Annotated in this window: 23 protein-coding genes; 10 read left to right on the top strand and 13 right to left on the bottom strand. The window is 65.8% G+C overall.

What is annotated here, in order from left to right; all coding sequences use genetic code 11:
- The first annotated feature begins 318 nt into the window (after positions 1–318).
- From ACFSGJ_RS01235 to ACFSGJ_RS01225, 3 genes are all read left to right on the top strand, one after another.
- Positions 319–669, top strand: coding sequence for a hypothetical protein (locus tag ACFSGJ_RS01235; RefSeq protein WP_390258802.1), 351 nt, complete (start codon positions 319–321; stop codon positions 667–669).
- A 181-nt stretch (positions 670–850) separates the two neighbouring features.
- The gene (locus ACFSGJ_RS01230) at positions 851–2,845 is read left to right on the top strand and encodes a hypothetical protein (RefSeq protein WP_390258801.1); all 1,995 of its coding nucleotides are present in this window, start codon (positions 851–853) and stop codon (positions 2,843–2,845) included.
- 22 nt (positions 2,846–2,867) lie between these two features.
- Positions 2,868–3,179, top strand: coding sequence for a hypothetical protein (locus ACFSGJ_RS01225; RefSeq protein WP_390258799.1), 312 nt, complete (start codon positions 2,868–2,870; stop codon positions 3,177–3,179).
- A gap of 4 nt (positions 3,180–3,183) precedes the next feature.
- On the opposite strand, the gene ACFSGJ_RS01220 is transcribed toward ACFSGJ_RS01225, so the two are convergent.
- Positions 3,184–3,507, bottom strand: a complete 324-nt coding sequence (locus ACFSGJ_RS01220) for a hypothetical protein (protein WP_390258798.1) — start codon at positions 3,505–3,507, stop codon at positions 3,184–3,186.
- 268 nt (positions 3,508–3,775) lie between these two features.
- On the opposite strand from ACFSGJ_RS01220, the gene ACFSGJ_RS01215 reads away from it, so the two are divergent.
- Complete coding sequence (locus ACFSGJ_RS01215) at positions 3,776–4,993, top strand: hypothetical protein (protein WP_390258796.1); 1,218 nt, start codon at positions 3,776–3,778, stop codon at positions 4,991–4,993.
- 101 nt (positions 4,994–5,094) lie between these two features.
- Complete coding sequence (locus ACFSGJ_RS01210) at positions 5,095–5,472, top strand: four-helix bundle copper-binding protein (RefSeq protein ID WP_390258793.1); 378 nt, start codon at positions 5,095–5,097, stop codon at positions 5,470–5,472.
- Positions 5,473–5,487: 15 nt separating this feature from the next.
- Here the strand turns inward: ACFSGJ_RS01210 and ACFSGJ_RS01205 are convergent, their stop codons facing one another.
- On the bottom strand, positions 5,488–6,621 hold the full coding sequence (locus ACFSGJ_RS01205; protein ID WP_390258790.1) for a THUMP domain-containing class I SAM-dependent RNA methyltransferase: 1,134 nt from the start codon (positions 6,619–6,621) through the stop codon (positions 5,488–5,490).
- A 115-nt stretch (positions 6,622–6,736) separates the two neighbouring features.
- On the opposite strand from ACFSGJ_RS01205, the gene ACFSGJ_RS01200 reads away from it, so the two are divergent.
- The 4 genes from ACFSGJ_RS01200 (at position 6,737) to ACFSGJ_RS01185 (ending at position 11,881) form a co-directional block, all read left to right on the top strand.
- Complete coding sequence (locus ACFSGJ_RS01200) at positions 6,737–8,560, top strand: SLC13 family permease (protein WP_390258789.1); 1,824 nt, start codon at positions 6,737–6,739, stop codon at positions 8,558–8,560.
- A gap of 85 nt (positions 8,561–8,645) precedes the next feature.
- Complete coding sequence (locus tag ACFSGJ_RS01195) at positions 8,646–9,962, top strand: cytochrome P450 (protein WP_390258787.1); 1,317 nt, start codon at positions 8,646–8,648, stop codon at positions 9,960–9,962.
- Positions 9,963–10,133: 171 nt separating this feature from the next.
- Entirely contained in the window at positions 10,134–10,385 is a 252-nt protein-coding gene (locus tag ACFSGJ_RS01190; RefSeq protein ID WP_390258785.1) for a hypothetical protein, read from the top strand.
- Positions 10,382–11,881, top strand: a complete 1,500-nt coding sequence (locus ACFSGJ_RS01185; RefSeq protein ID WP_390258783.1) for a sodium:solute symporter family protein — start codon at positions 10,382–10,384, stop codon at positions 11,879–11,881. Before ACFSGJ_RS01190 ends, ACFSGJ_RS01185 begins: the two co-directional genes overlap by 4 nt.
- A 33-nt stretch (positions 11,882–11,914) precedes the next feature.
- Here ACFSGJ_RS01185 and ACFSGJ_RS01180 read toward each other — a convergent pair whose 3' ends face one another.
- The 6 genes from ACFSGJ_RS01180 to ACFSGJ_RS01155 form a co-directional block, all read right to left on the bottom strand.
- On the bottom strand, positions 11,915–12,286 hold the full coding sequence (locus tag ACFSGJ_RS01180) for a glutathione S-transferase N-terminal domain-containing protein (protein ID WP_390258781.1): 372 nt from the start codon (positions 12,284–12,286) through the stop codon (positions 11,915–11,917).
- Positions 12,287–12,349: 63 nt separating this feature from the next.
- On the bottom strand, positions 12,350–13,168 hold the full coding sequence (locus tag ACFSGJ_RS01175) for a sugar phosphate isomerase/epimerase family protein (RefSeq protein WP_390258779.1): 819 nt from the start codon (positions 13,166–13,168) through the stop codon (positions 12,350–12,352).
- A gap of 9 nt (positions 13,169–13,177) precedes the next feature.
- Entirely contained in the window at positions 13,178–14,014 is an 837-nt protein-coding gene (locus ACFSGJ_RS01170) for a carbohydrate ABC transporter permease (RefSeq protein ID WP_390258776.1), read from the bottom strand.
- Positions 14,011–14,880, bottom strand: coding sequence for a carbohydrate ABC transporter permease (locus ACFSGJ_RS01165; protein WP_390258773.1), 870 nt, complete (start codon positions 14,878–14,880; stop codon positions 14,011–14,013). The genes ACFSGJ_RS01170 and ACFSGJ_RS01165 overlap by 4 nt, the downstream gene beginning before the upstream one ends.
- Positions 14,881–14,931: 51 nt before the next feature.
- The gene (locus tag ACFSGJ_RS01160) at positions 14,932–16,212 is read right to left on the bottom strand and encodes an ABC transporter substrate-binding protein (RefSeq protein WP_390258771.1); all 1,281 of its coding nucleotides are present in this window, start codon (positions 16,210–16,212) and stop codon (positions 14,932–14,934) included.
- Positions 16,209–17,303, bottom strand: coding sequence for an ABC transporter ATP-binding protein (locus ACFSGJ_RS01155; protein ID WP_390258769.1), 1,095 nt, complete (start codon positions 17,301–17,303; stop codon positions 16,209–16,211). The genes ACFSGJ_RS01160 and ACFSGJ_RS01155 overlap by 4 nt, the downstream gene beginning before the upstream one ends.
- Before the next feature lie 160 nt (positions 17,304–17,463).
- Between ACFSGJ_RS01155 and ACFSGJ_RS01150 the strand changes: the two genes are divergently transcribed.
- The gene (locus ACFSGJ_RS01150) at positions 17,464–18,681 is read left to right on the top strand and encodes a mandelate racemase/muconate lactonizing enzyme family protein (protein ID WP_390258767.1); all 1,218 of its coding nucleotides are present in this window, start codon (positions 17,464–17,466) and stop codon (positions 18,679–18,681) included.
- Here the strand turns inward: ACFSGJ_RS01150 and ACFSGJ_RS01145 are convergent.
- The 5 genes from ACFSGJ_RS01145 to ACFSGJ_RS01125 form a co-directional block, all read right to left on the bottom strand.
- The gene (locus ACFSGJ_RS01145; RefSeq protein WP_390258765.1) at positions 18,678–19,454 is read right to left on the bottom strand and encodes a DeoR/GlpR family DNA-binding transcription regulator; all 777 of its coding nucleotides are present in this window, start codon (positions 19,452–19,454) and stop codon (positions 18,678–18,680) included. The two genes, ACFSGJ_RS01150 and ACFSGJ_RS01145, sit on opposite strands and share 4 nt — an antisense overlap.
- Before the next feature lie 111 nt (positions 19,455–19,565).
- On the bottom strand, positions 19,566–22,808 hold the full coding sequence (locus ACFSGJ_RS01140) for an autotransporter domain-containing protein (RefSeq protein ID WP_390258763.1): 3,243 nt from the start codon (positions 22,806–22,808) through the stop codon (positions 19,566–19,568).
- Positions 22,809–23,269: 461 nt separating this feature from the next.
- Positions 23,270–23,998, bottom strand: coding sequence for a hypothetical protein (locus ACFSGJ_RS01135; protein WP_390258761.1), 729 nt, complete (start codon positions 23,996–23,998; stop codon positions 23,270–23,272).
- Between the two features lie 199 nt (positions 23,999–24,197).
- Positions 24,198–26,387, bottom strand: a complete 2,190-nt coding sequence (locus tag ACFSGJ_RS01130) for a xanthine dehydrogenase family protein molybdopterin-binding subunit (protein WP_390258760.1) — start codon at positions 26,385–26,387, stop codon at positions 24,198–24,200.
- 3 nt (positions 26,388–26,390) lie between these two features.
- Positions 26,391–26,840 (bottom strand): (2Fe-2S)-binding protein, encoded by a 450-nt coding sequence (locus tag ACFSGJ_RS01125; RefSeq protein WP_390258758.1) that lies wholly within the window; start codon positions 26,838–26,840, stop codon positions 26,391–26,393.
- Positions 26,841–26,858 lie beyond the last annotated feature (18 nt).

Raw genomic sequence — 26,858 nt, 5'->3', positions numbered from 1 at the left:
GCCGTCCCATGTGCGTTGTGAAAAAGATGAATCTCGGATGCAGCGTTTTCTGCCTGAGGTTGCAGTTTGTCCCTCGCGTTACACGCGTTTTGCTATTTGCGGATTTAGATTTTTCCCAGTCTTCCGGTCCAAAAGCCGAACAATAATTATGGTATCCGAAATATACCGTGCTGCGCCAGCCACGGGAAAACTCGTATCGCCCTGAATGTAAACAAATAGTGAAAAATTTTGCTTTCAATTTGATCGAATGTGATATGCAGAAAGGACGCACCCGAGGAGGGTGCGACAACCCAACAAAATTCTCCGGGAGAGAAACCCATGTCGACCAAAACCCTTCTTGCGAAGGCTCTTTTCGCTGGTCTCGTGATTGCGCCTGGCGCAGCTTTTGCGGCCCCCGATTACATGACCCCCGCCGTCGCCGTCTCGATCGGCGCAACCTTCGGCGGTGAATCCTCGGCGCTCGGCCTGGAATCGCTCGCTGTCGCGCTCGCGACCGGCAGCACGGCTGTGGCCAACTCGACCGCAGTCGCCGCCGGCGGCTATGTGAGCGGTTCGACCGCGAACTCCGGTGCGACCAGCACCTACTACGGCTCCAACGTGGACTCGTCGGTCACCCTCGGCGGCTCCGGCTTTGAATCTTCCGTGAACATCAACGGCTACGTCAACTGACGTGGAAGGCGTGAGGCGGCCCCGTGCCGCCTCGCAATTCAGGGAGGAAAGGCGCGCATTCCGACGCGCCAAAGTGAGAAGTTGAATGGCAAGGCATTATCTCCGGAAGGGGGCAGTCGGCGCTTGCGCGCTGTTTTTCATAGGTGCTTCAGGATCAGTTTCAGCGCAGGACGATTTGCCGGTGTCCGTCAGTGACGGCACCCTGACCGACAGCAGACTTGAACAACGGCGCGACCCGCAACAGGCCACGGCAGCGACGGGCGGCGTCGTTCCCCTCACCAGCCGGTTCGTGCTGAACGGGGCGGTGCTGGAATACGGCGCGCGGGGGTTTGTCGCGCTCACCAGTCTGAATGGTGACGCGCGGGACGGAACGCTTTCGTTCAGCGCGACCCAGACGCTGCAAAGCAGCCTTTCCGAAGGGGTCGAGGGCACGCTCTTCCGGCGGCGTCAGACCGGCTGGTACCTGCAATTCGACACGGTGGACCGGACCCGTACCATCACCACGACGCGCCGCGAGGCGGTGGACATCCTCGGTTCGCGCACCGTTCTGACCCTTACGGGCGGCTGCATCGCGCCGGGATCTGCGCCCGGGTCGCTTTGCACTTATACGCCGGGGGTCACGGCTGATCCTGACTCGATCGACCCCGATACACTGGTCCCCACGAGCTTTACCTTCAGCACGGCGTTTCAGCAGGAAATCGACGAGGCAACCCATCTGGCCCTGCAGGCACCCGGCTTTCAGCGCGGCGTGCCAGGTGGCGAGGAGGTGGGGATCGACCTCGACCTGCCCAACGCGGGCTTCACCTTTTCCGAGGCGCGGGCCGGCGGCAACAGCGTGACGAGACGCGAACGGGTCCAGACACGACCCATCATCACGCTGTCGCGGGTCGAGCAGAACCTCTTCAGCAACGATCAGGGCGCGGCGCTCGACCGCACCGTCCGCGGCTTTGTCCTGCTTGAGGGCAGCGAGTGGACGGATACGGCAATCGCGTTCCAGGCGCTGGCCTGGGTGCTGCCGTCCCTTGATGCGACGCTTGCCCCGGGTGAGGATGCGCCGAACCTGCGCATCAGCAACAACCTTTTCCTGGCGGCGAACAACCTGCGCCTGCCCCGGGACAGCTATACGGTCTTTTCGACCAGCCGCGCGCGCGTGGGCCATCGCGATACGCCCGCGCAGACGGCGGCGGAAACGCCGGTGGCCTGGGCCGAAGGCGTGTGGCTGGGCTTTTCGCCTGTGCGGGACGTCAGCCGCAGCAGCCGGTTGTCCTTTCTCACGACCGGGCCGCGCATCACGACCAGTTCGGAATTTGCCGAAGGCGGGTTTGACGACGCGCTCGGCGATCTGATCGACGGGACGATCACGATCATCGACCTGATCGACAACCAGATTTCCGAGATCGAGTTCTCGAATATCGGCGATCTCTATGTGCAGGTCGGCACTGATATCACGAGCCAGGAGGCGATCCGCCGGATCACCACGACCGAGACCTGGCGCTATCGCTATGTCCCCCATCTGTCGCTGACGAGCAACCGGACCAGCGGCCAGACCGTGCTGCGGTATTATACCGGGGCGCTGCTGGACGACGATGCGAATGCCTATGCCGGGTTCGACATCAGCTACCAGGGCGCGAACGGCTGGAGCTCCTACTTCCGCGCCGATGCCTACACCCGCCCCGACAGGGACTATTACAGCGCGGTCGAAGGCCGCCTGAGCCGCGCCTTCCGCATGGAAGGGGGGCAGACCCTGACCCTCGGGATGGCGGCGCTTGCCTCGATCGACCGGCCGGATGCCGAGGGTGACCTTACATCCTCGGGCAGCGGGACCAACACGCTCGACCTCGTGGCGCTGTGGCGCGATCAGGGGACCGAATATTCGGTCCGCCAGCGGTTCAGCGATATCGGCACCGATGCGGACGCGGCCAGCACGAGCTTTGGGCTGACCCACCAGATCAACCCGCGGATGTCGGTCAGCGGCCAGGTGACGCCCTTCTCGAACGAAGAGAGCTTTATCCGCGCCCAGGCCGGGTTTTCCTGGAACCTCGACGACGGGACGAGCCCGGCGACATTCCGGATGCAATGGGCACGGATCGACTATGACTATGGGCGGGACGGGACCGGGCGTGACCTGGATACGTCCGAGAACATCTTCCTCGCCTCTTTCCGGACCCCCCTGTAATCACCGCAAAGGGAGAAGCAGCATGTTGAAACCGCACCGTCGCTATCTGCCGGCCGTTCTGGCGCTGGCAGTCCTTATGCCGGTCGCGCCCGCTTTCGCCAACGGCGACGATGGCCCTGTCACCCGCGTCAGGCTCGTCGTCATACAGGAGGGCGAGGAGACGCGCGGCTTCAGCATGTCGATGGGCACCGGCACCTATGTGGAGACGGCCGCGCTTGTGACGCCCATGGGCATTGCGACGGGTGTGATCGCCTCGGACCGGCCCGTGGGTGCGCATGAATGGCCAGAGGGCTTTGACCTCTTTACCTCGCCGGTCGGCCCACCCCCGCCCTGATCGCTCAGGGTGTGGTGATGAGCACGAGCGATTCAAACGCGCCGCCGGTATAGGTGACGCGCGACAAGAGATCGGACGGCGCCGCGAGGGTGGCGCCAGCCGAGGCGGTGGCAAAGCTGCCTTCGGCAGAGGTGCCTGCGCTTGAACTGGCGACGGCGGATGTGCCGGTCGCGACCGAATTCGACATCGCCTCGATCCCGGTCAGGGTGCCGTTGGAAAAGATCGCAGCATTGGAAGAGGCCATTGCCTGAAGCTGTGCGCCCTCTTGCGCCATGCCTGCCATCGGAAGTGCGGCGGCAATCGTGAAAATAATGAACGCGGTTTTCATAATTCGACTCCTCGCTGATGAATATCAGGGTAGCTGAAACCGCCGCGCTCGCCTTTCGAATTACGCGAAGGGTTTTATATTCGCGCTTAGGTTTATATTAACCCGCCGCTGAAAACAGCCTCTTCCCCGCATCAGGAAATCGCTGCCCCCCCGGGCCGCGACAGGTCCGGCACCCTCCCGCCTGCTCCCTCTGTCTGTCGGGCATCTCCTCTTGCGCCTCACGTTATGTTATACAATAACATCACGCATTGGCAAAAGAGGAACCCAGATGCCCAGACCCATCATCATTGGCGCGCTTGCGCTCGGCTTGCCGCTTTCGGCCTTAGCCCAAGGTCACGACCATGGCGACGTCACCCTTTACCGGGTCTTCGTTGCCGACCACGCGCAGGCGCAGGTGACGGCCTTCGACCTCGATGACCCGGAACACCGCCACGACTTTGCGACCACCGGGCAGGCCAAGCTTTTCCCCGTCGCGGGCGGCGCGGTCGTGGCGGCGATCCAGTCGGATGACGATACCGTCCATTTCTTTCGCAGCGGGATCGCCTTTCACGACCACGGCGACCACAGCGACATCGAAATCTCGGACCCGTCGGCGCTCGATGTGACGCTGACCGGCCCCCGGCCCTTTCACCTGGTCAGCCATGACGGCAAGGTGGTCATCAACTACGACCTTGGCGGCTATGCCGAGATCGTCGACGAACACGCCCTGTCCCATGGCGAGGCCGAAATCGTGACCTTTCCGCAGGCGCGCGCGCATCACGGATTTGTCGCACCCCTGCGCGGCCATTGGCTGAGCACCGTCGCGTCGGACGCCCGGGTCGAAGATGGCGCCGCCCCGCCCCGTCTGGGCCTTCAGGCCTTCGACGAGGCGGGCAATCCGACCGGCGATCTGGCCACCTGCACCGCCATTCATGGTGAGGCCTTTTCCGGCGCCTATCTGGCCGCTGGTTGCCGCGAAGGCGTGCTGACCGTTACCGCAGGCGCCGAGGGGCCGGAATTTCGGATGCTCGACTATCCCGCCGACCTGCCGCAGGGGGTTACGACCGGCACGCTGCTGGGTTCGAGCGGGATGCAGGTCTTTCTGGGCAATCACGGCGCGGACGGGCTTGTCGTCGTCGATCCGGTGGATGAGCCGCATTTCCGCCGCATCGAACTGCCGTTCCGGCGTGTCGACTTCGTGCTCGACCCCGTCCGCCCGGCGAATGGCTATGTGCTGACCGAGGACGGGACGCTGCACCGGATCAATCTGCTGGACGCCGCAATCACAGCCAGCGCGCAAGTGACCGGGCTCTATTCCATGGACGGACACTGGAACGATCCGCGCCCACGTCTGGCCATGGCGGGGGACGAGATCCTGATTACCGATCCGGCTCAGGGCCTTGTGCGGCGCGTCGACGCGGGATCGCTGCAGGAATCCGGTCAGATCGAGCTGGGCGGCACGCCCTACAACGTCGCCGTGGTCGGCGGCAGCGGCATCAGCCACTGATCCCATTTGCGGGTGCCGGCGATCCGGCGCCCGCATCCGCCGGGGAACATCGGCCCGGCCGGGCTGTTTCCGACACTGTCCCAGACGTGAAGGAGCCGCCCATGACACCGCAATCCTCCCGGCACATGCCCGCCGAAATGCATGTAGAAGGGGTTCTGGCACCCGATATCCGCGACTGTGTGGCGGCCTGCCTCGACTGTTACCAGACCTGCCTGACGACGGCGATGCATCATTGCCTTGAGGCGGGCGGCGAACATACCGAGCCTACCCATTTCCGCCTGATGATGGCCTGCGCAGAGATCTGCCGCAGTGCCGCGCATTTCATGCTGCTCGGCAGTGACGATCACGCGCGGCTTTGTGCGGAATGTGCTCGGATCTGCACGGCCTGCGCCGATGATTGCGAAAGGCTCGGCGGCATGACCGCCTGTGTCGATGCCTGCCGCCGCTGCGCCGAGCACTGCCGCACGATGGCGCAGTAAGGGCGCAGTGAGGGATCAGCGCAACGGGCCGGTCTGGTAAAGCCGGATGCGCAGGGGGCCGTGCGCCACGGGCGCGCCCGGCTCGCCGAAGGGCAGGCGCGTCGCCCGCGCAAGGCCCGCATCGCTGGTGACAAGGCCCACGCGCCAGCCGCTGAACCGCCCGCGCAGAACCTCGCCCAATGTGCCGTAAAGCGCGGGCAGCAGCTTGCGCTCGCCAAGCCGGGCCCCGTAGGGCGGGTTGACCATGATCAGGCCCGGTGGACCCTCGGGGCGTTGCAGATCGGAAATCGTGTGCCGTTCAAACCGGGTCACGGCGGCGATCCCTGCCCTTTCCGCATTTGCAACGCTCATCCCGACGGCGCCACTGTCGCGGTCGCTGCCATAGAACCGCAGAGGGCTGTCCGGAACGGTAGGGGCCGCGCGCATCGCGGCCCATTCGGCGGGATCGAACGAGGCCAGATCCTCGAACGCAAAGCGCCGCGACCGCCCGGGCTGCAGCCCTGCGGCAATTTCCGCAGCCTCGATCACAAATGTGCCCGATCCGCACATCGGGTCAAGCACCGGCTCCTGCCCTGCATAGCCTGCCGCGCGCAGGAAAAGCGCGGCCAGCGTTTCCCGCATCGGCGCCTTGTTCACCGCCTGCTTGTGACCCCGCCGGTGCAGCGGTTCGCCCGAGGTATCGAGGCTGAGCGTGCAGAGATCGTCCTCGATCCGCACCATGATGCGCAGGGGCGCGTCATCGGCGACAGGCGCGCCAAGTTCTTCGCGGATGGCAGTCTCGATGCGTTGTGCGGCGGCCCCGGCGTGATAGATGCGCGAGGCGCGGCAGCTCGCCTCGACCCGGACCGGAACGTCGCGGCGCAGGATGGCCGACCAGGCCACGCGCCGCGCCCGTTTGTCGAGCTGCGCGAGATGCATGGCGCGAAAGCTCGCGAACCTTGCGAGCACACGTCCCGCCCCGCGCAGTTCAAGGTTCGCGCGCCAGACATCGCGCCAGCCGCCCCGGATCGACACGCCGCCCGGGACCGGCTGTGGCGCGTCAAAGCCCGCCTCCGCAGCCTCGGCCGCAAGCAGGGGCTCCAACCCCGGCGGGGCGGTCAGGAAAATCTCGAAGGGGTCGGTGGCTGGTTCGGGCGCGGGGTCTGTCATCCGGGCAGCACTAGCGCAGCGGCGCGGGCACGGCGACCCTTTTCTTTGCCGCTTCACGGGTTGCGCAGGCGCGGCGAGGCCGGTTTGATGGGCGGGTGGCTGCGCGGAGACGGTGATGACGACGGAACTCGGCCTCGTCTTAGGGTTGCTGGCGGCGGCAGTGGTCATGTTCGCCCTGGGCCGCCCCCGGATGGATGCGGTCGCGCTGATCATGCTCGTGGCGCTGCCCTTTACCGGCGTGGTGACGGTGCCCGAGACGCTGGCAGGGTTCGCCGACCCGAACATCATCCTGATCGCCGCGCTCTTTGTCATCGGTGAGGGGCTGGTGCGAACCGGAGTGGCGCAGGGGCTGGGCGACTGGCTGGCGCGCCGCGCGGGGACAAGCGAACCGCGGCTCATCGCCCTTCTGATGCTGGTCGCGGGCGGGATCGGCGCCTTCATGAGCTCGACCGGCGTGGTTGCTATCTTCATCCCCATCGTCCTGCGCATCGCACGCCGCGCCGCGATCCCGGCCGGACGGCTGATGATGCCTTTGTCGATGGCCGCCCTGATCAGCGGAATGCTGACGCTGGTTGCGACCGCGCCGAACCTAGTGGTCCATGCGGAACTGATGCGGCGCGGACATGAGGGTTTCGGCTTTTTCGACTTCACCCCCTTTGGCCTGCCGATCCTCGCGCTGGCGGTGATCTACATGATCCTTGCGCGCCGGTTGCTGGGGCCGGGCCAGGCGCAGGCCGACCCGCAGCGCCGCCCCCTCTCCGGCTGGGTCGAGGAATACGATCTTGCCGGGAGAGAGCGGCGCCTGCGGCTCTTGCCCGGGTCGCCCTTGGCCGGGCAGCGGCTCGACACGGCGGATCTGCGCGGCAGCGCGGGCATCAACATCATCGCTATCGAGCGTCCGGGGCGGTTTCGCCCGGCTTTGGTCCGCCCCACGGCGGCCACGGTGCTGCAGGCGGGGGACGTGCTGTTTCTCGACCTGCAATCGGGGGGCTTCGATGTCGCGGGCTTTGCCCGGTCCCACGGCCTGCAAGAGGTACCGTTGACGGGCCGTTATTTCCACGACGCCTCGCAGGAAATCGGGATGGCCGAGGTGATGATCCCCGCAACCTCTCGCATGATCGGGCAGACGGTGACGGGCCTGCGCTTTCGCAGCCGCTACGGGCTGGCGGTCATCGGCATGAAACACGGAAGCATCCCGGTCGCCGGGCCGGTGACGGGCGAACGTCTGCGGGCGGGCGATACGCTTCTGACGGTGGGACCCTGGCGGGCGATCCGCCGCCTGCAGGAGGAACGGCGCGATCTCTTGCTGCTCGACCTTCCGGCCGAATTCGACGATGCCGTCCCCGCCCGGTCCAGGGCGCCGATGGCGGTGGGGGTGCTGGTGCTGGTGATCGCGCTGATGGTCACGGGGGCGGTTCCGAATGTGCTGGCGGCACTGATCGGGTGCCTGCTGCTGGGGCTGGCCGGATGCATCGACATGACGGCCGCCTACCGCTCGATCCATTGGCAAAGCCTGATCCTGATCGTGGGGATGCTGCCCTTTTCCATCGCGCTGGACCGCACCGGCGGGATCGAGATCGCGGCGGGCGCGCTGGTCGGTCTGGCAGGCGACGCGGGGCCGCGCCTGATGCTGGCGATGATCTTCGTTGCGACGGCGGTGCTTGGGCTCTTCATCTCCAACACCGCGACAGCGGTCCTGATGGCGCCCGTCGCCCTGGCGATCGCCGAGGGGCTGGGCGCATCCCCCTATCCCTTTGCGATGACCGTGGCGCTGGCGGCCTCGGCCGCGTTCATGACGCCGGTCTCCTCGCCCGTGAACACGCTGGTGGTCGGGCCCGGGGGCTATGGCTTTGGCGATTTCCTGCGGCTGGGGGTGCCCTTTACCATCATCACGCTGGGGGTCGCGGTGCTTCTGGTGCCGGTTCTCTTGCCGTTCTGAGATCGCCGGTTTTCGGGAACACCCCCTGCGGCGGGCTGGTTGGGGTATAACGCCGGCCTGACGCCGGGCCCTGACGCGAGGACGCATGACCGATATCAGCCACCCTGCCCCCATCTCAAGCCCCGGCTACCGCGCAAGCCCCGTTCGCGGTGCCGGATCCGGCATACCGCGGGATGTTTTTGATGCCTCGATCCCCTTTTTGCGTGAAGGGTATTCGTTCATCTCGTCGCGCTGCGATCTGCATGGCACCGACGCCTTTCGCACACGCGTGATGCTGACGCCGGTGATCTGCATGCGCGGGGCCGACGCCGCGCGGATGTTCTATGGTGGCGACCGCTTTACCCGCAAGAACTCGATGCCGGCCAGTGTGCTGCATCTCTTGCAGGATCTGGGCAGCGTGCAATCGCTGGACGGCGATCCGCACCGTCTGCGCAAGGCGATGTTTCTGGCGATGATGTCGCCGGCCGGGCTGGATCAGGCCACCGCCATATTCGCCGAGGAATTCCGCGCAGCGGCGCGCCTTTGGGCCGGCGGAGACCGGATCATGCTGCACGGGGAATTCCGGCGTCTGCTGACCCGCACCGTGCTGCGATGGGCGGGCATCCCGCTCGACCGGGCCGATCCACGGACAAGGGCGCGGGAACTCGGCGCGATGGTCGATCATGCCGGCAGCCTCGGTCCAGCGAACCTTTGGGCGCAGCGGCTGCGGCGGCAGTCCGAACGCTGGGCAAAGGGCGTGGTCGCGGACTGCCGGCGGGGCCGGATCGCGCCGCCTGACGGCTCTGCTCTCGCGCTGATCGCCTCTCATCGGGACATTGACGGGCGGCTTCTTGACCTCGAAGTCGCTGCGGTAGAGCTTTTGAATGTGTTGCGGCCCACCGTGGCGGTCGACCGGTTCCTCACCTTCATCGCCTTGGCCTTGCATTGTTATCCGGGCTGGCGCGCGCGCTTTGCCGAAGGTGGGGATGGGGATGTTGCCCATTTTGTGCAAGAGGTGCGGCGCTATTACCCCTTTTTCCCCGGAATAGGCGGGCGGGTGGCGCGGCCCTTTGACTGGCATGGCCATCTGTTCAGGACCGGGCAATGGGTGTTGCTGGATCTTTACGGCACGAACCACCATCCGGACCTATGGGAAAACCCGCAGGCGTTCCGTCCGGAACGCTTTCGCGACTGGGCGGATGACGGGCACAACTTGATCCCGCAGGGGGCGGGGGATTTCCTGCGCGGGCATCGCTGCCCGGGCGAATGGCTGACCATCGCGTTGATGGAGGAAACTGTCCGGCTGCTCTCACGCGAGGTCGATTATGATGTCCCTGCCCAGAACCTGGAGGTGCGAATGACCGCGATGCCGGCCTTGCCCCAAAGCGGCTTTGTGATCTCGAACCTTTGGCTGGCCGGTTAGGAGTGGCGGGTATTTCCTGACCATCCGATCAGGAAAATGCCCGCCGTACTGCCTTTATGTGACGCATCGGTAACGGTTCGCCCCCGCAGGGGCGGCGGGTCTTCAGGGATGTCTTGCGCGGTGCCGCCGATCGCGCCTTAGTGCGCCAACCTTGATCGAAGGGACCAGGGCATGACCAGATCGACGGGAATGGCCGCAGGTCAGTCGGCACATTTGCGGGCGCGCAGGGTTGCGCTCTGGCTCATGGCAGGGGTCGTTCTGGCCTGTTATGCGGTGCCCTATCTGCTGCTGCACGAAGTTACCGCCTGGTATGGGAGTTTCCTCTTCTGGTGCCTTGCGGGACTGGTTGTCATTTTCCTTAACCTCGTCGCGATGGCACCGTTTCGGGACAATGAATCCCCGAACGAAAGGCAGGGCGAATGAACCCGGCCTATGTCATGTCCGGCATCGCGATCTATGTCGTTCTGTCGCTGATCGTCGCCTGGATCTCTCGCAGCGGCCGGGCGACCACCATGAGCGGCTATTTCCTCGGCAACCGGGCGATGGGCGGGGTGGTCTCGGCGCTCAGCTATTCGGCGACGACCTATTCGGCCTTCATGATGGTCGGGCTCGCCGGGATGACCTATGCGGGCGGGGTCGGTGCGCTGGGGTTCGAGATCGTCTATTTCGCCGGCGTCTCGCTGGTTGCGGTCTTTGGTCCGCGCTTCTGGGCAGTGGGGCGGCGTTACGGCTTCGTCACCCCGTCCGAGATGCTGGGCCATCGCTATGGCAGCCGCTGGGTGGCCGTCGCGGCGGGGGTCACCAGCCTTGTCTTCCTGATCCCCTATTCGGCGGTGCAGCTTTCGGGCGTGGGCTATCTTCTGTCGGGGATGACCGGCGGCGCGATCCCCTTTGAGGCGGGCATCGGAATCGCGACGATCCTTGCCATCGTCTTTGCCTGGGTCGCGGGCATCCGGTCGGTCATGTGGACCGACAGCCTGCAGGCGCTGGTGATGATCGTGGCCTCGGTCGCGGTGGGGCTGATCGTGGTATCGCATCTGGGCGGCTTCGCCGGGCTGTTCGGCGCCATCGCAGAACGTCGCCCCGAGATGCTGGCCGTGCCCGGCCCCGGTTTTTTCAGCTTCGCAACCTTTCTGGGGCTGACGCTGCCCTGGTTCTTCTTTTCCATCTCCAACCCGCAGGTGAGCCAGCGGCTCTTCATGCCCGCCTCGCTGGGCGCGATGCGGCGGATGCTGCTGATCTTCCTTGTCTTCGGGCTGGTCTACACGGTCGTCTCGGTGATCTGGGGGTTATCGGCCTTTGTGGCCTTTCCCGACCTTGCGCGGCCCGATCTGGCGACATCGACGCTATTGGGGTCGGACATGGTGCCGGCCGCACTGGGGGTCGTGGTGATGATCGGGATCCTGGCGGCGGCGGTCTCGACCATCGATTCAATCCTGCTGACGCTGTCCTCGGTCTTTGCGCGCGATGTCTGGGGCAATGTCACCGGCGACCGGGACGAGGCGCGGCAGCTCCGGCTTGGCAAGGTCGTGATCCCGGTCATCTCGATCCTCGCGATGGGGTTTGCCTGGCTGGAACTGGGGATGATCGCCGTCCTGTCGGTCGCAGCCTCGGCGGGGCTTGTGGTCGTGGTGCCGGCGATCATCGGCGCGTTCTTCTGGCGGCGCGGCACGGCAGCCGGGGCGATCGGCTCGATCCTCGGCGGAGTTGCCTTCGTGATCGCGATGTACCTGACGGGCGATTCACTTTGGGGGCTGAACGCGGGTGTCTTGGGCTTTCCCGTCTCGGCGCTGCTTTTCGTGGGCATCAGCCTGCTGACACGGCGCGCTGCGGGCGACGATGCCGACGGCTTTATCGCCTGCGCGAACCTTCCTCTTGCCGGGCCTCTTGCCGGGAACGGGATGGCCAAAGCGGCCTGAACTGCGTCAGCCCCGCACCGTCGCAGCCCCACCTCATCGCTGCGCGGCGCGCAGTTCCCGGTTTTCGCCGAACAGTCTCAGGATCTGCCGGTAGGGGCCGTTGAGATAGGTCTGATAGGTCGCCATCCTGGCGGGGTCCAGCCCATGCCGTTCGGCGAACCAGTCGATCAGCGCGTCCGATTCCTTCAGATACTCGCCCGGGGCAATCTGGGCCGCGGGAAAAGTTGTCTTGTCGAAATGCGGCGCAAGCTCGGCGCGGATCACATCCTCTTCGGGCGTTCCATTCTCGAACTGGCGCAGCTCCACCTGATCGATCAGTCCCCCCTCCAGAAGGAAAAGGCGCAGCTTGAAACAGTGCGGGCATGCCGCCATGAGATAGACGATGGGGCGGAAATCCTGGGTCATCTGGTCTCCTCTGATTTGGCCGAGAGGGGCAGAAAAAGCGGGGTTTTGCAACCCCGCAACCCGTCAGCGGGCGAAGCCGCGCGCCTCCAACGCCGCCACGCAGGCCGGCAGCCGTTCCAGCCGGTTGCGCACCTCGAGCAGCAGGCGCGGTGCGGGGTCTGATGCGGCCAGCGCCGCAAAGACCGGTGCCCATGGAACGTTGCCCTCACCAGGTGCCCAGTGACGGTCGGCATAGCCGTCGGCGTCCTGCACATGGACATGGGCCAGATATCCCGCGGCGGCATCAATGAAATCAACCACCGGCGGCGCGCCGTAGCGGCCATGTGCAAGCTGCGCGTGCCCGGTGTCGATAGAGACCCGGAGCGCCGGATGCCCGATCCGCGCCACCAGATCGACCCTGTCGCGCGGGTCCGTATCATCGATGTTTTCCAGCACCAGCGTGCAGCCCGTATCCGCCGCGCGTTCCAGCACCGGGGCAAGGCAATCGGCGGCGGCCTCGAACAGGGTTTCGCGCAGGGTGCTGTAATTCGCGTAGTTCAGCACATGCCAGTAGGTAAAGGGGCTGTGCACCACCATCTGGTCCGCCCCCAGCGCCTGCGCCACATCGAGCCCCTGCATCAGCCGTGTCCGGATCACTGCGCGGATGTCCCGGTCGGGGTTCGAAAGGTCGAGGCCGAAGAACGGCCCGTGCAGGCCCAAGGGACCCTGATGGCCGTCAAGCGCCGCACGGCAGGCGGCGATCAGGGGCGCGGTGTCGCCCGCGATCACCTCGGGCATCACGAAATCCTGGATCTCGATCGCGCGGCCCGCATCGAAGATCCAGTCGCGCAGCGGGGCGATATCCTTGTGCGTCAGCGCGACGCCCAGCAGGGGCAGGGTCATGTCAGGTCCTCATTTGATGCCGGCGCGCATGAAGCTCTGGACGAACTGCCGCTGGAACAGCAGGAACCCGACCAGAAGCGGCGCCGAGGTGATAAGCGTCGCGGCGTTGATGACCGACCATTCCACGCCGCTGTCGGTGGTCGCAAAGATCGAAAGGCCCACCGTCAGGGGCCGCGTCTCGACCGATGACGTGATGATCAGCGGCCAGACGAAGTTGTTCCAGTGATGCGAGACCGAAACCAGCGCAAAGGCAAGCATCGTCGGTCGCGCAAGCGGCACATAGACCCGCCATATCAGGCCGAGCGTCCCGCACCCCTCGACCCGCGCGGCATCGTCAAGCTCGCGCGGGATGGTGCGGAAGGTCTGGCGCAACAGGAATATCGCAAAGCCAGACGCGAAATAGGGCAGCCCGATCGCAAGGATCGTGTTCACCAGCCCCAGCTGTGCCATCGTCGCGTAGTTCCGCACCAGAAGGATGTCGGGCATCACCATCAGTTGCAGCAGCACCAGCGAAAACAGAACCTCCCGCCCCGGAAAGTTGAGCCGCGCAAAGGCAAAGGCCGCCATCGTCGCCAGCACGAGCTGCGCCGAAAGCACCATCGTCACCAGCAGGATCGTGTTCAGGAAGTAGCGGCCAAAAGGCGCGGCATTCCACGCCCGCTCGAAATTCGCGAGCGTAAGCGGCGCGAAAAGATCGAACCGGGTTTCATAGGCCGGCGGGTGAAACGCGGTCCAGATCGCATAGGCGAGCGGCAACAGCCACATCAGCGCCAGCATCCAGCCGCCCGTCACAAAGAGGACCCGGTCAAGCGGCACAGCCGCGGGGTGGAGCGTCACGGCTCTCATCGGTAATGCACCCGCCGGTCCAGCAGCAGGAACTGCCCGATCCCCACAAGTGCGAGGATCGCGACCATCACCACCGTCAGCGTCGCCGCATAGGACGTGTCCCAGAACCGGAAGCCCTGTTCATAGATGTAGTACAGCAGCAGGGTCGAGGCATTGTTCGGCCCTCCCTGGGTCATCACGAAGACATGGTCCACCATCCGCACGGCGTTGATCGTCGCATTGACGGAGACAAAAAGCGTCGTCGGCATGATCAGCGGCCAGGTCACCCGCCGAAAGAACGTCCAGCGCGACGCACCCTCCAGCGCGGCGGCTTCCCGCAGGCTCTCGGGGATGGTCTGCAGCGCGGCGAGGAAGAAGATCATGAAGAACCCCGCCTGGTTCCAGATGCTCACCAGCGTCAGGGAATAAAGCGCGGTCGCGGGCTGGCCGATCCAGTTCACCGGGCGCAGGCCGAAAAGGCCCCGGATCTGGTCGAAGAGGCCAAAGCCCGGAAGGTAAAAGAAGAGCCAGATATTCGCCACCGCGATCAGCGGCAGGACGGTGGGCGTGAAATAGGCCATCCGCAGGAAGGCGCGCCCGGCGATCCGGCGTTCGACGAACAAGGCCATGGCAAGCGCCAGCGCGATCGAGGCCGGAATGGTCAGCGCCGCATAGATCAGGTTATTGACCATCGCCCGCAGAAAGATCGGGTCGGCCAGCATCCGTTCGTAATTCGCACCCCCCACAAAGACCGACGGCCGCCGCCCGCGCGGGGTGGACCAGAAACTGTCGATCAGCGTCTGGACCGCCGGCAGATGGGTGAACCCGAAGAGCAGCACCAGGGCCGGCAACAGCAAAAGCCAGGCGTGAACCCACTCGCGCCTCATCGCGGCCCCCGGGCCCGGGGGGTGGGGGCCGGCTGGTGGCCCCCGGAAGTGTCAGCGATAGGCCGCAAGGATCGCATCCGCTTCACGCTGTGCATCGGCCAGGGCCTGCGCCGGGGTCTTGTCGCCCACGATGGCGGCGGCGATGTTGTCGTTCAGGATCTGCGTCACGCGCGGCCCTTCAAAGGTCGAAAGCTCGGCCACCGCATATTCCAGCTGGTCGCGGGCCACGACGGCGCCCGGCACTTCCTCGGCATAGGTGCGCATCGCCTCGGTTTCCCAGGTATCGGGACGCGGCGCGACATAGCCCGTCGCGATAGACCATTTCGCGGCCTGATCGGGTTCGGTCGCCCATTTCACGAAATCGATGGCGGCGCGGGTCTCTTCCTCGCCATGCCCCGAAAAGAGGTAGAAGTTACCGCCACCCGTGGGCGCGCCCGGCTGCGTGTTTGCCGGCAGCATCCCCACGCCGAACGGGAAGGGCGCGTTGGCACGGATGTTGCCGAGGTTGCCTGTCGTGGTCCAGACGATCGCGCTTTCACCATCCATGAAGGCGCGGGGCGTTGCGCCCCAGTCAAGGATGCCCGGCGCCATGATCTCATGCTCGGTCGAAAGCGAGACGAGGTATTCCAGCGCCTCGACCGCCTCGGGCGTGTCGAAATAGACCTCGGTCCCGGCCTCGTTCGCAAGGATGCCGCCATTCGCCGCCACAAGCCCGGTATAGAGCCACGAGGGGAAGCCCGAGGACGGGAAGCGCACGCCCCATTGCGTCACGTTGCCCGACCCGTCGCGGACAGTCAGCGCGCGGCCCATCTCGACCATCTCGTCCCAGGTGCGGGGCGGCGTTTCGGGGTCGAGGCCCGCCGCCTCGAATGCGTCCTTGTTCCAGTAGATCACCGGGGTCGAGCGCTGGAACGGGATGCCCCAGGTCTTGCCCTCGGTCTGGCTGTTCTTCATGAAGGCCGGGAAAAAGCCGCCGACCCATTCCTCCATCTCTTCGGGGGAGAGGTGGTCGTCCCAGGCCTCGATGACCTCTTCGTCGATCATGGTGAACATGTCGGTCGAGAGGAGGATCGCGAGCTGCGGCGGGTTGCCGCCCCGGGCGGCAGTGATGGCGCGGGTCGTGGTATCGGCATAGCTGCCGGTATAGATCGCGTTGATCGTCACATCCGGATGCGCGTCCATATAGGACCGGGTCATCGCCTCGATCGTGTCCGCAGCCTCGCCGCCGACGGCGACGGGAAAGTAGAATTCCAGCTCCACCGCCGCAGCGGCAGAGACCGAAAGGGCAAAAGCGGCGCCGGAAAGCAGCGCCGACCGGAGGGTGAGCGTCATCGCACAGGTTCCTTCACTGAGCTGGGGGAAAAGAGATGTTCCGGCACGGCGATGCGCCGTCCGGACGGGTCGAAAAGATGCAGCGCGCCCGGGGCCCAGCCGATGCGGATACGGGCGGGCGGCGGTCCCTGCCGGGCGGGCAGGCGCAGGATCAGGCGCGACCGGCCGATGCGGGCGGCGATCAACTGGTCCGCACCCAGATATTCGATGCCCTCGACCGCCGCCTCGGGGCCCTGGTCCGCAAGAAAGATATCCTCGGGGCGCAGGCCGGCCAGCGTCCCCGGAGGCATGATCCCGTCGGCCAGAGCCAGATCGTCCGGCGCGATCAGGTTCATGGGCGGTGTGCCGATGAAGCGGGCGCAGAATGTCGTTTCGGGTCGGGCATAAAGGCCGCGAGGGTCCGCTACCTGTTCCACCCGCCCCCCGTTCATGACGACGATCTGGTCGGCCATGGTCATCGCCTCGACCTGATCGTGGGTCACATAGACCATGGTCAGGCCCAGCCGTTGCTGAAGCGCCCGGATTTCCACCCGCATCTCGGCGCGGAGCTTCGCATCGAGGTTCGACAGCGGTTCGTCCATCAGGCAGACGGGCCGTTCCGAGATCACCGCCCGCGCCAGCGCCACCCGCTGCTGCTGCCCACCCGAAAGCTGCCCCGGCTTGCGGTCAAGGAGCGTGTCGAGCCCCATCATGCCCGCGACCCGCCCCAGCCTCTCGCGCTGCGCCGGGCGCGGGACCCGCCGCACCGACAGGCCGAACAGGATGTTTTCGGCCACCGACAGATGCGGAAAGAGCGCGTAGGACTGGAACACCATCGCGAGATCGCGCGCCGCCGGCGGAAGCGCCGTGATGTCCTGCCCGTCCAGCAGGATGCGGCCCGCATCCGGCCGGTCGAGCCCCGCGATCAGCCGCAGAAGGGTGGATTTCCCGCAGCCCGACGGACCCAGGAGCACGGTGAACCGCCCCGCCGGGATCGTGACCGACACCTCCGACAGCGCGGCCGAGGCGCCGAAATGGCGGGAAATCCCCTCAAGCCGCAATTCGGCGGCGGGTTGGGCGGTGGGCTGCGGCGTGGTCCGGTCCGATGTCATGCGGCGCGAATAGCGCCCTCTTGTGACGCGTGAATGACAATCCGGGGCGCGGCGCAAGGTTTTGCAACGCTGTGCAACGACAGATTGCGCTTGCGCCCGCAGCCCCCTCCGCGCGAGGTTCGCGACATGGCGCCCTGCCCCTTCAGCCAAGGATCGACCGATGAAGATCGTCTCGCTTGAAACCCATGTCGTCGCGGTGCCGCCGCCCCATATCGGCGGGATGTACTGGATCTTCGTGACCCTGCGCAGCGATGACGGCATCACGGGGGTGGGCGAGATCTATGCCACGGCCTTTCACCCCGCGGCGCTGGTTCCGCTGATCGAGGATGTATTCACCCGCCATCTGCTGGACCACGACCCCCATGATATCGAGCGGTTCTGGCGCGCGGCCTATTCCAGCGGCTTTACCCAGCGTCCCGACCCGACGATGATGGGCATCGTTTCCGGCCTGGAAATCGCCTGCTGGGACATCATCGGCAAGGCTGCGGGGCGGCCCGTTCACGCGCTGATGGGCGGGCGCGTGCATGACCGCCTGCGGGCCTATACCTATCTCTATCCCCGCAATGCGGCGGGCGAACTGGACTTCGACGACCCTGATCTTGCCGCCGAATGCGCGCTGGAAATGGTCGAGGCGGGGTTCACCGCGCTCAAGTTCGACCCGGCCGGCCCCTATACCAACTATTCGGGTCATCATCTCTCGCTACCGGTGATGGCGCGATGCGAAATGTTTTGCCGCCGCATCCGCGAGGCCGTGGGCGACCGCGCCGATATCCTGTTCGGGACGCATGGGCAGATGGTGCCGGCCTCGGCGATCCGGCTGGCGCGGCGGCTTGAGCCCTACGATCCGCTCTGGTTCGAGGAGCCTGTTCCCCCTGGGCAGGAAGAGGCGATGACGGAAGTGGCGCGCGCGACCTCGATCCCCGTCTCCACCGGTGAAAGGCTGACGACGAAATACGAGTTCCTGCGGGTGTTGCAGACGGGGGCGGCCTCGATCCTGCAGATGAACGTCGCCCGGGTGGGCGGACTGTCAGAGGCGAAAAAGATCGCCGCCATGGCCGAGGCCTATTACGCGCAGATCGCGCCGCATCTCTATAACGGGCCGGTGGGGGCTGCGGCCTCGATCCAGCTTTCGGCCGCCACCCCGAACTTCCTGATCCATGAGGCGATCCTCGACTTTTCCGGCTTTCACGCCGAGGTTCTGCGCCACCCCCTGCGGCTGGAGGACGGGCATATCCTGCCCTCGCGCGAACCCGGGCTGGGGGTAGAGCTGAACCTTGACGTGGTCGCCCGCCACAGCCCCTATGAGGGCCAGCGCCTGCATCTTCAGATGGATCCGCGCCCGGTGGATGTGACCTCGCTCGCCCCCGCGCGGGGCTAGCCGCCGACCTGGATGTAGCGGACGCCCGCCCCGGCGATCTGGTCGCTGATCCGGTCGGGCAGCGGGTGATCCGTCACGACGATGTCCATATCCGTAAGCGGCCCAAGGCGCACCAGCCCCCGCTGGCCGAACTTGCTGCCATCGATTGCCAGAAGCGCCGTGTGGGACTGCGCCATGGCGGCGCGGACGATCTCGACCTCGGCCGGGTCGTCGTCGGCCAGCGTGCCGGTCCAGTCCAGCCCGCTGACCGAGATGACCGCCAGATCGAACTGGAAGCTCTGCAGGAAATCGTGCGAGGTTTCGCGAAAGACGCCGCCATCGACCTGCCGGACAAAGCCGCCCGGAATGGCGATGACGAAATCGGTGGCCTCGCGCAGATAGGCCGCGATCCGCAGGCTGTAGGTCAAGAGCCGCAGCCCGCGATGGCCGACCAAGGCCCGCGCGATGGTTTCGCAGGTCGTTCCGGTGTCCAGAAACACCGCGGCGCCGTTCGGAATTTCCTGCGCCACCCGCGCGGCGATCTGTTCCTTGGGCCCGACATTATGGGTACGCCGATGGCGCAGTTCCTCGGGCGAGATCGCGTCGATGGTGATCGCCCCCCCATGCATCCGTCGCAGCCGGCCGTGGCTTTCCAGTTCCATCACATCGCGCCGTGCGGTCTGGATGGTCACGTCGAACATGCGTGCGATGGCCTCCAGCGACAGGTAGTTCCGGCGCTTGAGCTCCCCGAGCAGCCGTGCCTGCCGCTGGCCCTTCTTGTTGGTTTCGTCCATGCACCGCAATCCATCAGACTGAAATATCGCAGCAGAAATCGGTTGATCCTCACCCAATGACCGGGCCGCGGCAACAGGATTGCCGCGGCCCGGGTTCAGTGGCAGGACGTGTCAGAAGCGCAGGCCGAGGCTGACGCTGATGGCCGAGGTGGTGCTGCCCCCGCCAAAGGCACCGCCATAGCTGGCGGAAAGGACCGCCGCATCGGTCAGGTCATGGTCGATGCCAAGACCGACCGTGGCCACATCGCCCGTCATGCCCGCGGCCGAGATGTTGAACACGTCGCCCCCGGCAAAGGCCACGCCCACCGTCGCCTCATCCCCCGAGAGGACGGCGCGATAGCCAAGCTCTGCGTGCAGGCGCGTCGTTCCCGCCTGACCAAGGGCGGTTTGCAGCCGCGCCCCGAGATCGCCATAGGTGGCGTTGTAGCTGCCGTCCTCGAACCGCAGCGCGGCATCGCTGCCGGTTTCGCGCAGGCCGTCGGCCCCGACATGCACATGGCCAAGCCGGGCAAAGGGGGTCAGTTGCAGCGTGTCGAACGCCACCGAATGCTCGACCTCGGCAAAGAGGTGCGTCGTGTCCATGTTCCCGCTGATCGAGCTGCGTTCGGTCGCGGTTCCGATACGGATGTCGCGATGACCCGACAGCCGGCTGCGGCTGAAGCTCGCGCCGCCGCGCAGGCTGGTGGCGCCGATCTGCGTACCTACCGAAAGGCCGAAATGCAGGTCGTCGGTGTCGATCTTGCCGGGTGCGCCGTCCAGCGACAGCGACCCGCGGCCAAAGCCTGCCATCCCGCTCAGGGTCCAGCCACCATCGGCGGTGACGTTCATCCCCAAAAGGGTCCCGACTGCGTCGCGGTTGACGTCGAAAAGATCGCCGCTGCCGGATATGGTGCCGTCCTCGCCATAGGCGCCGATCCAGACCCTGGAGCCTTCGGCCGGGGCCTGCGCGTTCTGGCGCCAGATGTCGCCCACAAGAACGCTCTGACCGGCGAGCGCGCCAAAGGCTGCGGCGTTAAGCTCACCCGAAAGGTCGGCAAAGGCGGTCCGGGCCGTTTCGCCGCCCAGCATCACGACGCGGTCAAAGAGGCTGTTGCCCTCGCCAAGACGTTCCAGCGCATCGGCGGTGGCGCGGCTGTTGCCGCTGGTCGCGACCGAACGGAACGCCGTGTCGTTGCGTTCGAGGTTCAGCGCAAGGCTGGTCGCGCCATAGCTCAGCCGGCCGTCGAGAAACGCCAGCGAGGAACTGACGCTGTCGAAGGTGCCGGTGATGCCACCCTGCGCCGTCAGGATCTGATACTCGGTGTTCAGGGCATAGACGCCGGTTTCCGACAGGGCGAGCACGCTGCCGCCGTTGATCACCGCAGTCCCGGTCACATCGACACGGTCCGTGTTGCCGTCGGCATCGGTCTCGACCTCAAAGATCGCGCCCTGGGCAAAGGACAGGTTCCCGTCGACGGTCAGGGTGCCGATGCTGTTTCCGGCGCCCAGCGTTCCGCCGCTGGCGACCGCCACGCTCGCGGTGGTGCCGGTGCCGCCAAGCCGCGCGCCATCTGCCACGGTCATCAGGCCCGATCCGGCGATCGACCCGTTGACGATCAGCGCTCCGCGCTCGACCGTGGTGCCGCCGGTATAGGTATTGGTCGCCGAGAGCACCAGTTGCCCGTCGCCGCGCTTGATCAGATCGCCACTGCCCGAGATCACGCCCTTGGCGTCGATACGCCCGGCTTCGTCACGCACGTCCAGCCAGCCGCCCTGCCCCTCCAGGACCACCGCGCGATCAAGGGCCGTCATGCTGGTGCCCAGCATTGCCAGACCGCCGCCGTTCAGCCGCAGCTGTGCGTCCGCATTGCCCAGGGCCGCATCCTCGGTGATGAGGATCGTGCCGCCATCGGCCACCAGCGTTTCGCCGATGAAGCTGTGATCGTCGATGCAGTAGTCCAGCACCGCCTGCTGAAAGCGCGGGTCGGCGGTGGTGCAGTCCAGCAGGGTGGTCCGCTCGGCCTCGGTCAGATCGGTAAGGATAGGGTTGCCGTTCGCATCGGCGATCTGGCCCAGATAGACGTCCGTGCGCATGTTGTTGCGGCTGAGCAGGAATTCCCCTTCGCGCTCGGTCCAGGTGCTCGCCCCGGCGTCCCAGGCGAGCCGGGTCTCGTTATCGCCGAAGGTTTCGAGCCGCGGGCCGACCCAGCGGATTTCATGCGCGACCAGATCGTGATCCGACAGGGGCAGCTGCGTGCCGTCCCCCCGGTCGACGGTGATGTCGTCGATCGTGCCCAGATAGGGGTCGTTCGGGTCGCTGACGACCCGAAACCATTTGCCGTAGGGGCGCGAGGCCATGAAATGGTCGATCCGCACGCGGTCCCAGCTGTGCCAGGTGTTCTCCGCATCCTCCAGCTTCGAGGGCCAGGTGGCGCGCCCGTCCCCCAGTTCGTGCGGTGCGAACAGCTCGCGCTCGGCCTCGGTCTGCAGCAGCATGAACTGCTGTTTCAGCACGTTCATGGTGACGGGCGTATTACCCGCGATCGGATACATCTCGTCCTCGAAGGTGATCCCGTTCTGGGCCATGTCATGGGCGATGATGGTTTCCCACTGGCGCCAGCTCATGTTGTTGATGCTGGTGATGCCGGGAAATTCGTCGCGGTTCTGGTCGAAATAGGCCTGCAGCACGTTCATGTAGCGCTGCTGCCCGTTGCCCTCGACCGCCTGCATCGCGGCGGCGTAGGCGGCATATTCTTCGGCCCGGCCTTCCGGGATGTATTGCTGCGAAAGGTTCTGCCACAGCGCGTTGCTGCCCGGCCGCATGACCATCCGCGCGAAGAGATAGGATTGCTGTTCCGCCCGGTGCAGACCGCGTTCGGCCACGTCGCCGGCGTTGAAATCGCCGCCCATGATCAGCGGGCCGTTCAGGCTGCGCGCCCAGGCGTTGAGCGCCTGCGCCTCGGCAACCCGCCGCGCGGGGCCGTCGCCATAGTCGAAATGGACCGAGCCCACGGTGATGCCCGGGCGCCCGCCCGCGCCGTCGACCTGCGCCCAGGTGATGTCGCGCCCCTGGCTTGTGAGATTCGGCATCCGGTGTGCCCCGACCTCGCCCGGCAGCCGCGACAGGATGGCCGAACTGCCCCCCGTCCAGGCCTGATAGCTGCCCGTGCCTGAATTGGTCAAAAGCCCCGGCAGGTCGCTGACATAGCGTTTGTTGCTGCCTGCCTCCTGCATCAGGATGACGTCGTAATCGCCTTGGGCCAAGAACTGCGCCGGACCCGTCACATTCTGATTGAAACGTGTCCACACGTTATAGGTCAGCAGGCGCAAGGTGTCGTCGCGCGTCTGCGCCGCAACCGCGGCCGGGAGGAGCATGGCGGCAATGGCCGCACTGCAGAGAAGACGCCGGCGCGGAGGCGCGGAACGGGGGCTGCGCTGGGTTTGGTAAATCATCTGTTTTGGCTTTCCGCTTGGAGAGACAGGGAACTCATTGGCAATGCCATGCGCTGCTCATCGCGCAGATCGGTGTAACTTTAATGACATTTGTTCTAAATCATACATTTTTTCGGATCATGCGTTGTACCGGGCGCTTTTCTGCCTTGCGGCCCACGGGGATCACCCGTCGGGCCGAATGCCTAAGGGGCTGCAGGTCCAAACTTCGGGTAACCTCCGGGGTTCGAGCCCCAGCTTGCAGGCCCCGGGGGTCTCTTCCGCTCTTGTCGCCCCGGCGCTCAACTCCGGCGGATGCCTGTGCAGCACTACTGTTAACGGGCTCGTTGCGAGTTCGAATCCCGGCCGGGCCGAGAGATCGGCGACCGGCATTCCCCTGCTGATTGTTACAGCAGATCGGCTTGCCGCGCGCCCTTGGGCACAAAGGTGCAGCCGGGATAGTCCAGCATGAATGATACGATCCGGGGATTCCGCGCGATGAGTTTCGGATGGAGCAAGGCGACGACATGGGAATCGCGCGCGTCATACGGCCCGAGGTATTGGTGAATGGTGTCCGTCTTCTCGCCCTGGGCAAACATCTCGACCGTCCCCGCCACCCTTTCGCAGCCGTGAAGCGCGGCGAAGCCCCGGAGTGCATAGGCGGACGCCACCGCATCGGAACTGACCAGGTCGAGGCATCTGTCAGCAAGTGCGGCGCAGTTGGCTGAAAACCACGCTTCCAGTCCCAGAAGGACGGCGCGATCATCCTGCCTCAGCCATTCACGCGGCGGCAGCCATGAATGGTGATGGTCGGCTATCGTCGTGGACAGCCCGTGATTCCCGTCCGGCCCGTTCCCACCCGGTTTCGCCAGCGCACAATGGATCACCTGGGACAGGAACAGATATGTATCTACGAAACCCTCACCCTCGGCCGGCGCGACGTCCGAAAGCCAGGGCAAAGCCGCGAAAGTCGCCGGGTAGATCGTATCCTGATGGTGAAGTTCCTCCCAGAAAAGGTCGTTCGCAACAGCGCTGTCCCATTGCCGGTAAAGCCCCGCGATGATGCGGTTCACGCGCCGGTTCCCGTAGGGACCATAAAGGCGTTCCCAGACCTGTTCCTCCAGCGCGATCTTCATGAAACCTGTCCTCCGTTCCAGAGGCATGATCGGGCAGAACGCAACACCGTTCAACATCGACGCGCGGCAAAACCACGGATGCAGCCGCACAACAACAACCGGCCCCGGGTGCTGATTTAGGCCACGCGGCTCTAATCGCTCAACCTTCCGGCCTTGGCTGCGGAAAGGTTGCCGCCCCGGTCCGGGGCGGCAGGACCCGTCAGGCCTGCAGCGCGGCGAGCACGCGTCCGGGGCTCAGCGGCATGTGGTTCATAGCCTTGCCGGTCAGGCCGTAGACCGCATTGGCGATGGCCGGGCCGATTGCGGGCAGGCCAAGCTCGCCCACCTGGGTCGGGATTTCCTCCACATGCAGGACATCGACCTCGATGGTCGGGGTTTCGTCCATGCGGATCACCTCATAGTCGAAATAGTTCGCCTGCTGGATGATGCCGTTCTGCAGCGTCAGCTCTTCCTTCAGCGTCTCGCTGAGGCCGAAGGTCATGCCGCCTTCCATCTGCGCCTTGATCGTATCGGGCTGCAAGGGAAGGCCCACATCAGCCGCCGCCCAGAGATGGTGCACCGTGATCCGGCCCGTATCGCGGTCCAGCGAGATCTCGGCGATGACGGCGGTGATGCTCTCGCCATATTCGGTGAAGGCGAGGCCGATCCCACGGCCATCCTCACGCGCGCGCTCGTATTCCGCCATTTCCGCCACGCGGTTCAGGACGGCGCGCACCCGGTCGGACCCGGCCATGTCGAGCCGGTATTGCAGCGGGTCATGGCCGTGGTCCCGCGCGATCTGGTCCACCATGGTTTCCAGCGCGAACTTGGTATAGCCCGTGCCGATCCCGCGATAGGCCGCCACCCGCGCGCCGCGCATTTCGTGGTAATGCACCGCCTCCTGATGCTCGACCGTGTAATAGGGCAGCGAAGAGCCGCGCATGGTGATCAGGTCCTTGCCGCCATCGGCCTCCCACCGGGCGGCGCCGTACATGTAGGGGCTGACCGGCTCGCAGGCGACGGCATGGTGCAGGACGGTGATCCGCCCGTCTGCATCCAGCGCCATGGACACGCGCTGCGCCGTCAGGGGCCGCATCCGGGCCGAGGCGACATCGTCCTCGCGGCTCAGCAGCAGCTTGACCGGGCGGCCGGTCTCCATCGCGATCTGCACCACGTCATCGACATATTCCGTATGCGCCCGGCGCCCGAACCCACCGCCCATGTAAAGCTGGTGCAGCGTGACCTGCGACACATCGAGCCCCGTCAGCGCGGCGGTCCGGTTCACCGCCATGGTCTGCCATTGCGTGCCCACCCAGACATCCGCGCCATCCTCGCGCACATGGGCCACCGCGCCCATCGGCTCCATCTGCGCGTGATAGAGGTATTCGGTCACGAATTCGCGCGTCACGACCTCGGCGGCATCGGCCATCGCGGCTTCCACATCGCCCTTCGTGGCAAAGACCACATCCGGTTCTTCGTTGCGCAGGCGTTCCAGATATTCCTCCGCATCGCGCACGGAATCGATGGACAGGCCCGGGGCATCCTGGCTCCATTCGACCTCCAGCGCCTGGCGGGCGGCAAAGACCTGCGGAATGCTTTCGCCCACGATGGCGATCCCGTGGCCAAGCGAGATCACATGCGTCACCCCGTCGAGCCCCGCGACATGCTCCTCGTTGAACCCCTGCGCCACCTGCCCGCTGACCGGCGAGCGTGCGACAGTCGCATAGAGCATGTCGGGCAGGCGTATATCGGCGGCATAAAGCGCGGTGCCGGTCGATTTTTCCTGCATGTCCACCCGGATGACGTCGCGCCCCAGCAGGCGGAATTCCGACATGGGCTTCAGGTCTTCATCCGCGATCTCGGGCAGCGGACCGGCGGCGATGCCGTTCGCCACGATCTCGCCATAGGTCAGGCGCTGGCCTGCGGGCCCCGTGACCGCGCCCGGTTCCGTCGCCACCTCGGCAAGGTCCACGCCCCATTCGTCGGCGGCCGCCTGCATCAGGACGCGGCGCACCTGTGCGCCTGCCTTGCGCGCGGGAACCCAGTAGCCCCGGATGCTCATGCTGGCGACGGTGTACTGGCCGTTGAAGATCGGGTTGTTCAGTTCGGGGCGCACGGGGGCGGTGCGGACCGTCACATCCTCCCAGTCGATATCCATTTCCTCGGCCACCAGCAGCGGGATCGAGGTCTGCACCCCCTGCCCCATCTCGGCGGCGGGGGCAAAGATCGTCACCCGGCCATCCGTCGCGATCTCGACCCAGGCGTTGATCGCGCCGCCCGGTCCGATTTCCGGGCCCGCACCCTGCGCCCGCGCGCCCGGCGCCGGCAGGAAGGTCAGCGCAAAGGTGACAGCCCCCGTCCCGGCCAGAAAGCCACGGCGCGTCACGTTCAGCGGTGTTTCCACATTCATCGCTCAACCCTCCCGCGAGGCGCGTTCGATCGCGCGTTCGATGCGGGAATAGGTGCCGCAGCGGCAGATGTTGCCGGCCATGTGGCTGCGGATTTCCTCGCGCGTCGGCTGCGGGTTGATCGCCAGAAGATCCGCGGCCTGCATGATCTGCCCCGACTGGCAATAGCCGCATTGGGGCACCTGTTCCGCCACCCAGGCGCGGACCAGCGGGTGATCGCCGCCATTGGCCAGCCCCTCGATCGTCACGACCTCCGCATCCTCGGCCATGCTGACCGGGGTCACGCAACTGCGGGTCGCCACACCGTTCAGGTGGATGGTGCAGGCGCCACAGGCGGCGACCCCGCAGCCGTATTTGGTGCCCACAAGGCCCAGTTCCTCCCTCAGGACCCACAAGAGCGGTGTATCCTCAGGCGCGTCGGTCTCTGCCGCGCGGCCGTTCACTGTAAATTTCATCGCAAGGCCTCCCCTCCT

Source organism: Halodurantibacterium flavum (assembly GCF_042681825.1).
Lineage (GTDB): Bacteria > Pseudomonadota > Alphaproteobacteria > Rhodobacterales > Rhodobacteraceae > Halodurantibacterium > Halodurantibacterium flavum.
The sequence above is the reverse complement of the archived record's forward strand: the minus strand, read 5'-3'. Positions and strand labels throughout refer to the sequence as shown.